A 13,717-nucleotide genomic window follows, 5' to 3' on the forward strand; every position below is an offset into this window, starting at 1 on the left:
GTGCGGAAGGGGACAGGGAGCCGGGATGCTGGGGTGGCATGACGAACGGACGCTGAGTAGCGTTCTGCCGGATAAGGAAGCGAAGGCGCTTAAGAAGGCCTTCGGCTACACGACGTGCGATGAGCTGTTGCAGCACGTCCCCCGCAAATATGTCCGTCACGGGCTCGGCCTTGACTTGGATGGTGCCAACGAAGGTGACATCGTCACCATCGTGTCCACCGTGACCAGCACGAATACGCGGCACACCACGGCCCGCGGCGGACGAAATCTGGAGATTTTCAACGTCCACTTGGACAACGGCGTGAGCGTCAGCTTTTTCAACACCCCGTGGGCCCGGCGCTCGTTGTGTGCCGGGGTACGCGCGATGTTTTCGGGCAAGGTCAAGTTTTTCCGCGGCAACGTCCAGCTGCAACACCCGGACTTCTTCGTGCTGGGTGCCCAGGGTGGGGCGACGACGCCGACGCCGGACAAGGCCACGGGTAGCCTGCGCGCCCTGGCGTCCTTTGGCGAGCTTGAGGACATCCTCTACGACCGAGACTGGCTCCCCATCTACCCAGCCACCAAACAGGTCACGTCGTGGCGCCTGTTGGGCGCGGTGCACCGAGTACTCGAGACTCTGCCGCCGGTACCCGACCCGCTGGATCCCCTTGTCACGGAGGGTGACGTGGAGCTGCCCCGTATCCCCGTGGAGCGTGACGGCCTGCCCCGACCCTTGCTGAGCCTCGACGCCGCGGTGCGCGGCGCCCACGAGCCGGGCCCCGAGGGGCCGCAGGCGGCGTTGACACGTTTGAAGTTTAACGAGGCGCTGGCGGTGGCCACGGTGATGGAGCTGCGACGCGCGGACGCGGCCGCGCGGGTGGCTACGCCGTTGGTGCCGCGCCGCGATGGGTTCCGGGCGGCGATGCTCGCCACCATGCCCTTCGAGCTCACTGCTGGGCAACAGCAGGTGGTCGAGGAGATCGGCGGAGACCTGGAAGACTCCTCACCGATGTCACGCTTGCTGCAGGGTGAGGTTGGCTCCGGCAAGACCATAGTGGCCGCCCTGGCGATGCTCCAGGCGGTCGACGCGGGTTCGCAGGCGGCCCTCCTGGCGCCGACCGAGGTGCTGGCCTCGCAGCACGCGACGTCGCTACGCAGCTCCCTGCCCGCGGGCGTCAACGTGGTGCTGCTGACGGGCTCGATGAAGACGGCAGAAAAACGTCAGGCCCTGCTGGATATTGTCTCCGGTGAGGCGAATATTGTGGTGGGCACGCACTCACTGATTCAGGACTCGGTGGAGTTCTTCAATTTGAGCCTCGTGGTGGTGGACGAACAGCACCGCTTCGGCGTGGAGCAGCGCGACCGCCTGCGGGAGAAGGCCTTGGGGCAGCTGACCCCGCACCTGTTGGTGATGACGGCGACCCCGATCCCGCGCACCATTGCAATGACCGTCTTTGGAGACCTCGCGGTGTCCACGCTGCGCGAGCTGCCCGGTGGGCGCAAACCGATTCAATCCTCGGTGGTGCCGGACGAGCGGGAGAATTGGGTGCAGCGCGCCTGGGCGCGCATCCGCGAAGAGGTCGCCGCGGGCCACCAGGCGTTCGTGGTCTGCCCGCGCATCGAGGGCGACGGCGGCGTGGAAGAGATCGCTGCGGACCTGGCGACGGGCCCGCTTAAGGGCTTGCGCATCGGCGTGCTGCATGGACGGATGCCGAACAAAGACGCCGTCATGACGGATTTCGCGGCAGGAGATTACGACGTCCTCGTTGCCACCACCGTCATCGAGGTGGGCGTGGATGTCCCCAATGCTACGGTCATGCTGATCCGTGAGGCGGAGAGCTTCGGTGTCTCTCAGCTCCACCAGCTGCGCGGTCGCGTGGGCCGAGGTGGCAACGCGTCGCTGTGCCTGTTCCATACCCTGGCTCCCGTGGGCTCGACTTCGTTTAACCGCATCCGAGACATCGCCGCCACCAGCGATGGCTTCGAGCTCGCGGAGCTGGACCTGCAGGACCGGCAGGAAGGTGACGTGCTCGGCACCGCCCAATCCGGCACGCACCGCACGCTGCGCCTGTTGAACTTGCGTTCCGACGCCGCGATTATCGAGGCCGCCCACGGCGTGGCGGCGCAGCTCGTGGTGGTTAACCCCGACGCCGCAACGAAGCTGGTTTCGGACCTCACGGCGACCGAGCAGGAGTACCTAGACAAGAGCTAACAGGGCGTCTTCGCGTGTTGTATTGGGTGCACTACAGTAATAGGCATGGAATTTTGTGCGCCGTTTGCCGGAATAGTCCGGTTCAGTGTGGCCCCGGGTGAGCACGTGGCAGTGGGGCAGACTCTGGCCACCGTGGAGGCTACAAAGCTCGAAGCCCCCGTCGTAGCTCCTGGCCCCGGCGTCGTGGAGTCGGTGGCGCACGCCGACTTTGAGAGCGTGTCCGGCGGTGACGTCCTCCTACGCCTCGCTGACACAGGCCTGGAGCAACCCCTATGACCCGCATTATCTCCGGCGAAGCACGCGGCCGGACCATTAAGGTGCCGCAGCAGGGCACTCGGCCCACCGCCGATCGCGCCCGCGAAGGGCTCTTCTCCTCCTTGCAGGTGCGATTCGGTTTCGAAGGTATCCGGGTTCTGGACCTTTTCGCCGGTTCCGGAGCGTTGGGCCTGGAAGCCGCGAGCCGCGGCGCTGACGAAGTGGTCTTGGTCGATGACAGCGCGGAAGCTGTGAAGATCATGCAGCACAATGTTGGCGTGGTGCGCCACCCCAACGTAAAGATTCACCAGATGAAGGCGTCGGCCTACCTAGCGTCCGCGCCGCGCGGCTACTTCGACATGGTGTTGGCGGATCCGCCGTACGAGTTCGGTGCGGTGGACGAGCTAGTGGCCGCCATTGAGCCAGTCCTTGCCGACGAGGCCATCGTGGTCATCGAACGCCACGTGGATTCCCCGCACACCGAGTGGACGGCCGGGTTCGAGCCCACTGGACAGAAGCTAAAAAAGCGGACGTTCGGGATCGCCCGCATGGATATGGCGTTATACTCACGTCCATGACTAAAGCAGTGTGCCCCGGTTCCTTTGATCCCGTCACCCTGGGTCACTTGGACATCTTTAATCGCGCGACCGAGCTCTTCGACGACGTGACCATCCTCGTCACCGGCAACCCGCAGAAAAACTCCGGGCTGTTTACCGTGGAGGAGCGCGTGGAGCTCATCCGCGAGGTCACCGATACCCGCATCAAGGTGGACTGGTGGTCCGGGCTGCTGGTGGATTACACCAAGGCGCACGACGTCTCTACCTTGGTCAAGGGGCTGCGCTCCTCGTTGGACTATGAGTACGAGCTTCCCATGGCGCAGATGAACCGCCACCTGTCTGGCATTGACACCGTGTTCCTGCTGACCAACGAGAAGTACGGTTATATTTCTTCCTCGCTCTGCAAGGAAGTGGCCAAGTACGGCGGCGACGTTTCCGGCCTGCTTCCGGATCCTGTCGTGGCGGCGATCAAGGAGAAATTCGCCTAAGTGTTTATCGTCCTGGCCGTCCTCGCCATCGTGGCGGTGGGCTCGTGCATGCAGCGCGTCTCCGGCATGGGCCTCGGGCTCATCGCGGGCCCTGTGCTGACCGTCATGCTGGGCCCGGTAGAGGGCATCATGGTGGTCAATATCTTGGCCATGGTCAACGCGGCGGCCACCACTCTCACCGTGCGTGCGGACGTGGATTGGCAGAAGTGGCGACTCATCTGCTCCGTGCTCATCTTCGGCTCGCTCCCTGCGGCGTGGCTCGTGGCCACCACCCCCACGGCGCCATTGCTCATCATCGTCGGTGGGCCCTGTTGGTCGCGCTCGGCGTGGTGACTTTTGGCAAGAAATACGTGCCGACGCCCCGTGGCACCTGGCCCGCCCTGCTCGCCGGCGTCCTCGGCGGCTTCACGAACACGCTCGCGGGCATCGCGGGGCCAGTAATCACCGTCTACGCGCAGGCCGCGGGCTGGCCGCAGCGCGTGTACGCCGCGACGCTGCAGCCCATCTTCATGGTGGCCGGCGCTATCTCTTTTGCCATGAAGATCGCCACGGGAGCGGGCGACATGAGCCAGGTGGACTGGCTCATGTGGCCCGCCGCCATCGTCGGCATGGCCATCGGCATCACCTCAGGCGTACGCCTTGCCCGCCGCGTGGATCGGGAGGTGGCGGGCAAGCTCTCGCTGAGCGTTGCCGCCGCGGGTGCGGCCTATGCGGTATTCCGCGGCGTCGTCATGCTCTAGCGACGCTGTGTGCTCAGCTCTCCTACAGCAACGTGGACAGAAACGCCTTCGTGCGCTCGTGCTGCGGGTTGTCCAGAACCTGTTCGGGCGTGCCGGATTCGATGACCTTGCCGCCGTCCATGAACACGATCTTGTCCGCCACCTCGCGGGCAAAGCCCATCTCGTGGGTGACCACGAGCATGGTCATGCCGTCCGCGGCGAGCTGCTTCATCACGCGCAGCACCTCGCCCACGAGTTCGGGGTCCAACGCGGAGGTCGGCTCGTCGAAAAGCATGAGCTTCGGATCCATAGCCACCGCGCGCGCGATGGCCACGCGCTGCTGCTGGCCTCCGGACAGCTGCACCGGGTAGGCATCCGCCTTGTGTGCCAGGCCCACGAGCTCGAGGAGCTCCATGCCGCGCTTGGTGGCGGCATCGACTGATTCGCCCTTGACCTGAACCGGGGCCTCGATGAGGTTCTCGATGACGGTGCGGTGGCTAAAGAGGTTAAAGGACTGGAACACCATACCGATGTTCAGGCGCTGCTTGGAGGCCTCCTTCTCGGAGATCTCGTGCAAGGTGCCGTTCTTTTCCTTGTAGCCGATGAGCTCGCCGTCCACGTGAAGGCGGCCCGCGGTGACCTTTTCTAGGTGGTTGACGCAGCGCAAGAACGTTGACTTGCCGGAGCCAGACGGGCCAAGAAGGCAGACCACTTCGCCGGGCATAACCTCGAGGTCAATGCCCTTGAGCACCTGGAGCTGGCCGAAGGACTTGTGCACGTTTTGTGCGGAAATCATAGGGGTTGTCATGGAGATGCTTTCCTTTGAAGAATCGTGGCGTGTAGCGATGGGACACTCAGCGGTGCAGCCTATTTGCGCTGCTGTACATCGGGGATGACGGTGACGTTCCGGGGGATGGTGCCCTCGGCGTCGGCCAGCGCCGCCAGCTGGCGGCCGGTGAGCTCACGGTTCGCACCACGCTCGAAACGCTTCTCCAGGAAGTGCTGGCCCACCATGAACAGGGAGGTGATGACCAAGTACCAGGTGGCGGCCACCAGCAAGAGCGGAATGGGCTCAAACAAAGCCGCGGCGATGTCGGTGGAGCGGCCGAAGATCTCGTGGGTGTAAGGGATGGCCACGACCAAGGACGAGGTCTTGAGCAAGGAAATGAACTCGTTGCCGGTCGGCGGAATGATGATGCGCATCGCTTGTGGCATCACGGTGCGGCGCATGGTCATCCACCAGCCCATACCAAGGGCCTTGGAAGCTTCCTTCTGACCTTCAGGCACCGAAGAAATACCGGAGCGCACGATTTCTGCCATGTAAGCGGCCTCGTTAAGACCCAAGCCGATAACCGACAGGAGGAAGGCGTTGGTGAGGACTCCCTCCAGAGAGATTTCCGTAAAGCCGAGGTTGATCGACTGGTACAGAGCCGAGGCCAGCCCCCAGAACACCAGCTGGACGTACACCGGGGTGCCACGGAAGATCCAGAGGAATAGCCAGGAGATGGCGCGCAGCACCGGGTTCGGTGTCATGCGCAGCACTGCGAGGGCAGCGCCACCGACCACGCCGATAATCATCGCCAACAGCGTGATCGCGATAGTGTGCAGAGCCGCGGTGGCGATGCGGGTATCCAGCAGGTACTTGAAATAGGTATCCCAGCCGTACGCTTCATTGCCGGCTGCGGAGATAACGAACCAGAGGCCAAGGCCCAGCAAAATTGCGGCGAACACCCAACGCCAGGGGTGCCGTACCGGCTTTGCCTGGATCATTGCGGGTTCGTTGGTGCTGTGCGATTCCGCTGCGCTGGTTGCGGTGGAGTTGGTGCTCATTTGATGGGCCTTTCGTTAATCATGGCCTCGTCAATCAGGCCCTCGGACACGCCCCACTGGGCGAGGATTTCTTCGTACTTACCGGTTTCAATGAGGTGCTGCATGGCTGCCGCGGCGGCGGGTCCCAAGTCATCGCCTTGACGCACCGCGAAACCATAGGGCGCGGCGTCAAAGTTCTCGCCGGTCAGCTCCATCTTCCCTTCGGAACGCTGGACCGCCCAAGCGCTGACGGGGGAGTCCGCCGACATCGCGTCCGCGCGTCCGGTGAGGACAGCGAGGGCGGCGTTGTCTGCGGTGTCGTAGGCCAGGATCTCAAGGTCGCCGCCGCAGGCCTCCTTCTTGGGGATGAGGTCGTCTGTCTCGGAGACGGTGGTGCGTTGCACCGCGACGGTCAGGCCGCAAGGATTGGACGAGTCAACAGGCTCGCCGGTCTGCTGCGCCCACTGGATGCCGGCATAGAGGAAGTTGACAAAGTCGTAGTTCTCCCGGCGTTCCGGGGTGTCAGTAAACCCGGAAGCGCCCATGTCGAGTGTCTTGTTGGACACGTTGGGCAGGATGAGAGAGAACTCCTGCTCCTGGGCTTCGAATTCGAGGCCGAGGACATTAGCGACGGCGTTCGCGAGCTCGATCTCTAGCCCCACGAGTTGCCCGTTGTGGTCCTTGAGCTCGAAGGGTGCGAACGGCGGGTTCGCCGCTACGCGCAGCACGCCGTCATCGTCGTTGTACATCGCCGCGATCTCGGGGACCTTCTCCACCTCGACCTTCTGCCAGCCCTCCGGCCGGGCTTCTTCGACGTTGGTGACGCATCCGGTGAGCAGGAGACCGGCGCATATAATGCTTGCCGACGTCCCTGCGACCGTGCGGTTAAATAGCTTCTTCATCTATAGTTTCTTTGCGATAGTGGAATACACGGTGGAAAAGAGGCTGCCCAGGACAACTCCAAGAACGAGGTCTGCTGCCACGGCTCCGGCGATCTGCTCGGGCTTGGCGTTGGCGGCTACGGTTGTGGCCTTCGACGAACCCGTACCCAGCTGCTTGCTGGAGCCTTGCACTGCGGTGAGGGCGGTGGCGACGTCACGACGCACATCAGCCTGGGCCGTTGCGGCCTGCGCGGTGCTGCCGAGGCCAAGCGCCAGGGCGAGGGAAGCGGTCGTTGCCACGGCAGCGGCGCTACGTCGTCGATTCATCGTTGCTCCTTTGTCTGCGTAAGGTACCCACCAAAATTAGCGTATTGTTTGCACGGCAACCAAGTTTATTCATTTTGGTGCGAATAATTCATGCGCTTTATTCACTTTTGAATGGCGCAGGCGAATTTTTCGGTCACGTCCTGGGAAGTGGTGTATCTGGCTGTATCTGCCACTGAGCCCAGGCTCAAGTGCTACCTGGAGTCCCCACATGCCTCCCGCTTGGACGAGATTGCGGCTGACTTACGAGAGTATTGTGGAATCTAGGTGGTTTCTCTTGAGTGAGCTGGCGCGTTTCACCTTCGCTATGAAATAGCGAAAACCCCCTTCGCCATGGTGCAAAAATCATGGTGAAGGGGGTTCAGTTGTGCCCCTGGTGAGACTCGAACTCACACTGCACGGGTTTTGAATCCGTTTCCTCTGCCAATTGGGATACAGGGGCGCTGTGAGGTAGATATTAGCGCATGGTGGCGTGGGATAAATAATCGGCTGGACTTTGGCCGTGGGTGGGGCCTGTGGGCTTGATGTCCGGCGTGCGCTTAGGATGGGGAAGCGTGACTGAAAATAGCTCGAAACCACGTCTGTTGCTCATCGATGGCCACTCCATGGCCTTCCGTGCTTTCTATGCCCTGCCGGTGGAGAATTTCTCCACGTCGGGCGGCCAGCACACTAACGCCATCTACGGTTTCTTGTCCATGCTGGCCAACATCGTGGGCGAGGAGAAGCCGGACTCTATCGCCGTGGCTTTTGACGTTGGGCGCAAGACCTTCCGCACGGAGAAGTTCCCTGAATACAAGGCGCAGCGCGAGGCCGCGCCGGAGGAGTTCAAGGGGCAGGTCACCATCATCCGTGAGGTCCTGGAGATCCTGGGGATTACGACGTTGTCACGAGAGAATTTCGAGGCTGATGATATTTTGGCGACGTTGGCCACGCAGGCGTCGGCAAGCGGTAACTACGAGACCCTAATTGTCACCGGTGACCGTGACTACCTGCAGCTGGTGGATGAGACCACGACGGTGTTGTACCCGATGCGCGGCGTGAGCACCCTGCACCGCTTCACCCCGGAGGCCGTGGAGGAAAAATATGGTCTGACCCCGGTCCAATACCCGGACTTCGCGGCGTTGCGAGGAGACCCTTCGGATAACCTGCCCGGAATCCCGGGCGTGGGTGAGAAGACCGCGACGAAGTGGATTGTGCAGTACGGGTCCTTGGCCGATTTGGTGGCCAACGCCGACGCGGTGAAGGGCAAGGTGGGCGAGAAGCTGCGCGAGCGCCTCGACCAGGTGCAGCTCAACCGCGAGCTGACGCAGATGGTGACGGACATGGAACTTGAGGTCGGCCCGGACGATCTCGCGTTTAAGGGCGCGACTGTGTCTGATATCGCGGGGAAGTTCGATGATTTGGAATTCGGCGGCAACCTGCGCGAGCGGGTTCTGGCCGTCATCCCCAACGATGGTGGGGCTCTGCCCGAGGGCGGCGGTGCTGATGGCCACGGCTCGGAGACCGGTCCCGGTGAGGATGGCGTCGTCCTTGATGAGCTTGGCGACGGCGAGTTGGCGGCCTGGTTGGGTGACAAGCGCGGCGTCGCGGTGTTCGTCCAGGGCAACGGCCAGCCGGCGCGTGGTGACGCCGCGGCAATTGCGCTGGTCGATGCAGATTACCACGGCGTGCAGCTGGAACTGGGGGAGTTGTCCGCGGAGGACGACGCCGCGCTGGCGCAATGGCTGGCCGCGCCGATCCCGAAGCTGTTCCATGAGGCGAAGGCCGCCTACCACATGCTGCGGGGACGGGGTGTGGAGTTAGACGGTATCGCCCATGACACCGCGATTGCTGCGTACCTGTTGCGGCCGGGGCAGCGCACTTATGAGCTGCCGGACGTGTACCAGCGCCACTTGAAGAAAACACTGTCTGGTGCCAGCGAACAGATGTCCTTGCTGGACGATAGGTCGCTGGTGGATTCAGCCGCGGCCATCCAGGAGTTGGCGGCTGAGCTAACGCGGCAGCTGCAAAAAATCGATTCCTTCGAGCTGTACTCCGATCTGGAATTGCCCCTGGTGCGCATTCTGGCGGAGATGGAACACACCGGTATCGCTGTGGACCAGGAGGTTCTCGAGCGGCAGCTGGAGGTCTTCGTGGATAAGGTGGCCGAGCAGGAGCAGGAGGCTCGGAAGCTGGCCGGCGATGATTCGCTCAACCTCAACTCGCCGAAGCAGCTGCAAGTAGTGCTGTTTGAGACCTTTGACATGCCGAAGACGAAGAAGACCAAGACTGGCTATTCCACCGCGGCGAAAGAGATCGAGCAGCTCGCGGTAACGCATCCGCACCCGTTTTTGGATCACCTGTTGGCGCATCGTGAGTTCCAGAAGATGAAGACGACCATCGAAGGTCTCATCAAGACGATTCAGCCTGACGGCCGGATTCACACCACCTTCAACCAGACGGTGGCGTCGACGGGCCGGCTGTCCTCGACCGATCCGAACCTGCAGAACATCCCGGTACGTACAGCGGCTGGTCGGGAGATTCGTTCGGCTTTTGTGGTGGGCGAGGGCTTCGAGACATTGCTCACCGCCGACTACTCGCAGATCGAAATGCGTGTGATGGCACACCTGTCTGAAGATCCGGGCCTCATCCAGGCGTACAAAGACGGCGAGGACCTGCATAACTTCGTCGGTTCGAAGGTGTTCGAGGTGCCGGTGGACGAAGTGACCCCGGAGCTGCGCCGCCGGGTGAAGGCCATGTCTTACGGTCTGGTCTACGGCTTGTCCGCGTTTGGCCTCTCGCAGCAGCTGGGTATCCCGGCCGGGGAGGCCAAGGGCATCATGGACAACTACTTCGAGCGCTTCGGCGGTGTGAAGCGCTACTTGGATGAGGTCGTGGATAAGGCCCGCAAGGACGGCTACACCTCCACGGTGTTCGGCCGTCGTCGCTACCTGCCGGAGCTCATGTCTGATAATCGCGTGGCGCGCGAGAACGCTGAGCGCGCTGCGCTCAATGCGCCGATTCAGGGTACGGCCGCTGACATCATCAAGGTGGCGATGCTCCGTGTGGACCGTGTACTGCGCGAGGCCGACGGCATACAGTCGCGGGTGTTGCTGCAGGTGCATGACGAACTCGTCGTCGAAGTCGCTCCGGGCGAGTTAGAGACTGTGCGCGACATCCTCGAACGGGAGATGGACTCCGCGATCACGCTCTCCGTGCCACTCGAGGTGTCCGCGGGCGAAGGAAAGAACTGGGATGCCGCGGCCCACTAGTTCTGGCTCTGCCAGCCGGGCGGGTTCCGGTAGTGCGGCAGCGCGCAGGGAGAAGGCGCGTCTGCGGCTGAGCGCTCAGGGCCTGGACGGCGCCAAGTGGGACTCACCGGAGGACGCTGTGCGGGCCTTTGGCGTCATGCAGGGACAAGATTTTGCCAGCGTCTATCGCAGTGTGGCGTTGCGCACCGCCGGCACAAACGTAGGACTGCGGTGCGAGCTCGTCGACGCCGCGTTGGCGTCCGGCGCTCTCGTGCGCGGCTACCCGATGCGGAGCACGGTTTTTCTGAGCCACCGTGCCGATCTGCGTTGGATTAGCGAGTTGTGCGTGAAGCCAACGCAGCACGATGAGATCGGCCCGGTTCGGGACGCGGTGCTCGCGCATGGTCAGCCGATGAGCCGTAAGGAATTTAAAGCACTGGTGGAGGAGCTGCTCCCGGAGGCTATCCCATACCGGGTGCTGCGCCAGTTGCTTGAAGACAACGTGGTGGTCTACCAAGGCGTAGATCAGCAGATCACCGCCTTCCCGGAGGATGCCTCGTCGCCGGGGCTGGACGCTGCGTTTAATGGCGACCGGGTGGCGGCCACTACAGAGCTGCTGACCCGTTACGTGCGCTCCCATGGTCCGGTGACGGTGCGGGACTTTGCGTGGTGGACCAAGCTGCCGCTGAAGCTCATCCGTGCGGCCGCCCGGCACCTCCCGGCGGACATCGAGTGGAGCACTGTGGCAAGCGGGACCCACGGGGAGCCGGAGATGGCACCGGTGGGGCTGGAAGGGACGTCGAAAAGCGTCCACCTGCTCGGCGCCTTCGACGAATACATTCTGGGCTATCAAGACCGTCTGTTCGCGATGACCCCGGACATGCATGAGGTGGTGGTGCCCAAGAACATGGGAGTGTTCCGCAAGACCATCGTCGTGGACGGCCAAGTTCGGGGAGTGTGGACCAAGCAGGGGATAGAGGACCTCGGCGTGCCCAAGTACGCCCTCGCCAAGGTGCGGCGCGCGCACGCGGCCGCGCTGGGCGGGGCGAAGATGGGGAGCCGCTAGTACTCGCGCTCGATGACCGTCGTACGAGCCCAGATGTCACCAACGTGGGCGCGATTGAAGAGCACCATGATGCAGATGCCGAGCGCGACGATGAAGGCGACGACGTCGTGGATAGGCATCAGGAGGATCCACGCGTTGCGCTGCGCGGCCGTGGCGAGATCCTTCGAGCCGATGACCTCGACCTTGGTGGCATTGTGGCCCAGGGAAGGCCGCCCCTGGGATTCGCACCAGACGCGGTAAGCGAAGGCGAGGATGCCTGTCGCCCAGGTGAGCGCGTACACACCCGCATTGGGATCGGCGAGCGAGCCGACGGCGATGAGCAGCCAATAAATAAGGACGGGGATAAGGCTCGCGATGAAAATATCCAGCCACATGCCGACTGCGCGGCGCGCCAAGAGGCGAAGGTTTGAGCTCAGCTGGGGGGTCCAACGCACGTTCATACTTACATCATGGCACGGGCAGGTGACAGTGGGTGGCACGGCGCGAAAGTTCTTCGGCGTGGTATTTGCCCTTTTAGCTGCACATATGTAAGGTGTTGAGGGCGTGTCTATGCCGAAGTGCGATTCGGGTCGAAATAGGAGGGCCTGACCGTGGCTTCGGTGGGATCAAATAATCACCACCGTCTAGCGGCGTTTGTGCTGCTTAACGCGGGATTTTTGAGAGATGCGTCAATGTCCATTTACGATCTCCTATGTCTATTTCGGAGCAATTTAACACATGCCCACTTCTAACACCCCTCAGGTTGCGATCAACGACATCGGAACCGCTGAGGACTTCCTCGCAGCAGTCGACCAGACCATTAAGTACTTCAACGATGGCGACATCGTTGAAGGTACCGTAGTCAAGGTTGACCACGACGAGGTTCTGCTCGACATCGGCTACAAGACCGAGGGCGTCATCCTGTCCCGCGAGCTGTCCATCAAGCACGACGTGGATCCCGACGAGGTCGTCGAGGTCGGCGACGTCATCGACGCACTTGTTCTCACTAAGGAGGACAAGGAAGGCCGTCTGATGCTGTCCAAGAAGCGTGCTCAGTACGAGCGTGCTTGGGGCGCCATCGAGGAGCTGCAGGCCAAGGAAGAGCCTGTTACCGGTACCGTCATCGAGGTCGTCAAGGGCGGCCTGATCCTGGACATCGGTCTCCGCGGCTTCCTGCCGGCATCCCTCGTTGAGATGCGTCGCGTCCGCGACCTGGATCCGTACATCGGCCAGGAGCTCGAGGCCAAGATCATCGAGCTGGACAAGGCACGCAACAACGTTGTGCTGTCCCGCCGTGCATTCCTGGAGCAGACCCAGTCCGAGGTTCGTTCCGAGTTCCTGCACCAGCTGCAGAAGGGCCAGGTCCGCAAGGGCATCGTCTCTTCCATCGTCAACTTCGGCGCATTCGTCGACCTGGGCGGCGTAGACGGCCTGGTTCACGTGTCCGAGCTGTCCTGGAAGCACATCGACCACCCGTCTGAGGTTGTCACCGTTGGCGACGAAGTCACCGTTGAGGTTCTGGACGTGGATCTGGACCGCGAGCGCGTGTCCCTGTCCCTCAAGGCAACCCAGGAAGATCCGTGGCGCGTATTCGCCCGCACCCACGCTGTGGGCCAGATCGTCCCGGGCAAGGTCACCAAGCTCGTACCGTTCGGCGCATTCGTTCGCGTCGAGGAGGGCATCGAGGGCCTCGTCCACATCTCCGAGCTGGCACAGCGCCACGTGGAGGTCCCGGACCAGGTTGTTGGCGTCGGCCAGGAAGTCATGGTCAAGGTCATCGACATCGACCTCGAGCGTCGTCGTATCTCCCTGTCTGTGAAGCAGGCAGACGAGGACTACACCGAAGAGTTCGATCCGTCCAAGTACGGCATGGCTGACTCCTACGACGAGCAGGGCAACTACGTCTTCCCTGAGGGCTTCGACCCGGAGACCAACGAGTGGCTCGAGGGCTACGACGAGCAGCGCCAGGAGTGGGAGTCCCGCTACGCTGAGTCTGAGCGTCGCTTCCAGCTCCACACCGCTCAGATCGAGAAGAACCGTGCCGCTGCCGCTGAGGCTGCTGAGGCCGGCGAGGGTTCCGCTAACTACTCCTCCGAGTCCAACGATGCAGCTCCGGCATCCGCAGACGAGGCTGAGACCGGCGGCTCCCTGGCTTCCGACGAGCAGCTTGCTGCACTGCGCGACAAGCTGGCTGGTAACTAAGCCATACGCAATGCGT

Annotated in this window: 12 protein-coding genes, 1 tRNA gene and 1 pseudogene; 8 read left to right on the forward strand and 6 right to left on the reverse strand. The window is 62.6% G+C overall.

The window, feature by feature from the left end; all coding sequences use genetic code 11:
• Window positions 1–25 precede the first annotated feature (25 nt).
• From H0194_RS10670 to H0194_RS10690, 5 genes and pseudogenes are all read left to right on the forward strand, one after another.
• Entirely contained in the window at window positions 26–2,191 is a 2,166-nt protein-coding gene (locus H0194_RS10670; RefSeq protein ID WP_185175844.1) for an ATP-dependent DNA helicase RecG, read from the forward strand.
• A gap of 45 nt (window positions 2,192–2,236) precedes the next feature.
• A complete protein-coding gene (locus tag H0194_RS10675; RefSeq protein ID WP_185175845.1) occupies window positions 2,237–2,467 on the forward strand; it encodes an acyl-CoA carboxylase biotin carboxyl carrier protein subunit in 231 nt (76 codons plus the stop codon).
• On the forward strand, window positions 2,464–3,024 hold the full coding sequence (gene rsmD, locus H0194_RS10680) for a 16S rRNA (guanine(966)-N(2))-methyltransferase RsmD (protein ID WP_185175846.1): 561 nt from the start codon (window positions 2,464–2,466) through the stop codon (window positions 3,022–3,024). The genes H0194_RS10675 and rsmD overlap by 4 nt, the downstream gene beginning before the upstream one ends.
• Window positions 3,021–3,491 (forward strand): pantetheine-phosphate adenylyltransferase, encoded by a 471-nt coding sequence (coaD, locus tag H0194_RS10685; protein ID WP_185175847.1) that lies wholly within the window; start codon window positions 3,021–3,023, stop codon window positions 3,489–3,491. Before rsmD ends, coaD begins: the two co-directional genes overlap by 4 nt.
• Window positions 3,492–4,231, forward strand: a pseudogene (locus tag H0194_RS10690) (sulfite exporter TauE/SafE family protein). It begins immediately after the preceding gene.
• 22 nt (window positions 4,232–4,253) lie between these two features.
• On the opposite strand, the gene H0194_RS10695 reads toward H0194_RS10690, so the two are convergent.
• The 5 genes from H0194_RS10695 to H0194_RS10715 form a co-directional block, all read right to left on the reverse strand.
• Window positions 4,254–5,018 carry an amino acid ABC transporter ATP-binding protein gene (locus H0194_RS10695; RefSeq protein WP_281382550.1) on the reverse strand — a complete coding sequence of 255 codons (765 nt, stop codon included), beginning with the start codon at window positions 5,016–5,018 and terminating at the stop codon, window positions 4,254–4,256.
• A 59-nt stretch (window positions 5,019–5,077) separates the two neighbouring features.
• Window positions 5,078–6,040, reverse strand: a complete 963-nt coding sequence (locus tag H0194_RS10700; RefSeq protein WP_185175848.1) for an amino acid ABC transporter permease — start codon at window positions 6,038–6,040, stop codon at window positions 5,078–5,080.
• Window positions 6,037–6,921, reverse strand: coding sequence for an ABC transporter substrate-binding protein (locus tag H0194_RS10705; RefSeq protein ID WP_185175849.1), 885 nt, complete (start codon window positions 6,919–6,921; stop codon window positions 6,037–6,039). The genes H0194_RS10700 and H0194_RS10705 overlap by 4 nt, the downstream gene beginning before the upstream one ends.
• Complete coding sequence (locus tag H0194_RS10710) at window positions 6,922–7,227, reverse strand: hypothetical protein (protein WP_185175850.1); 306 nt, start codon at window positions 7,225–7,227, stop codon at window positions 6,922–6,924.
• Window positions 7,228–7,592: 365 nt separating this feature from the next.
• Window positions 7,593–7,666: transfer RNA gene (locus tag H0194_RS10715), tRNA-Leu, on the reverse strand.
• 163 nt (window positions 7,667–7,829) lie between these two features.
• Here H0194_RS10715 and polA point away from each other — a divergent pair.
• Both polA and H0194_RS10725 read left to right on the forward strand, forming a co-directional pair.
• The gene (gene polA, locus H0194_RS10720) at window positions 7,830–10,475 is read left to right on the forward strand and encodes a DNA polymerase I (protein WP_246389187.1); all 2,646 of its coding nucleotides are present in this window, start codon (window positions 7,830–7,832) and stop codon (window positions 10,473–10,475) included.
• On the forward strand, window positions 10,459–11,520 hold the full coding sequence (locus tag H0194_RS10725; RefSeq protein WP_185175851.1) for a winged helix DNA-binding domain-containing protein: 1,062 nt from the start codon (window positions 10,459–10,461) through the stop codon (window positions 11,518–11,520). Before polA ends, H0194_RS10725 begins: the two co-directional genes overlap by 17 nt.
• Here the strand turns inward: H0194_RS10725 and H0194_RS10730 are convergent.
• Entirely contained in the window at window positions 11,517–11,954 is a 438-nt protein-coding gene (locus tag H0194_RS10730) for an RDD family protein (RefSeq protein WP_185175852.1), read from the reverse strand. The genes H0194_RS10725 and H0194_RS10730 overlap by 4 nt on opposite strands.
• 283 nt (window positions 11,955–12,237) lie before the next feature.
• On the opposite strand from H0194_RS10730, the gene rpsA reads away from it, so the two are divergent.
• Entirely contained in the window at window positions 12,238–13,701 is a 1,464-nt protein-coding gene (gene rpsA, locus H0194_RS10735) for a 30S ribosomal protein S1 (RefSeq protein WP_185175853.1), read from the forward strand.
• The last annotated feature ends 16 nt before the right edge of the window (window positions 13,702–13,717 follow it).

It is taken from the genome of Corynebacterium incognita (assembly GCF_014217255.1).
Lineage (GTDB): Bacteria > Actinomycetota > Actinomycetes > Mycobacteriales > Mycobacteriaceae > Corynebacterium > Corynebacterium incognitum.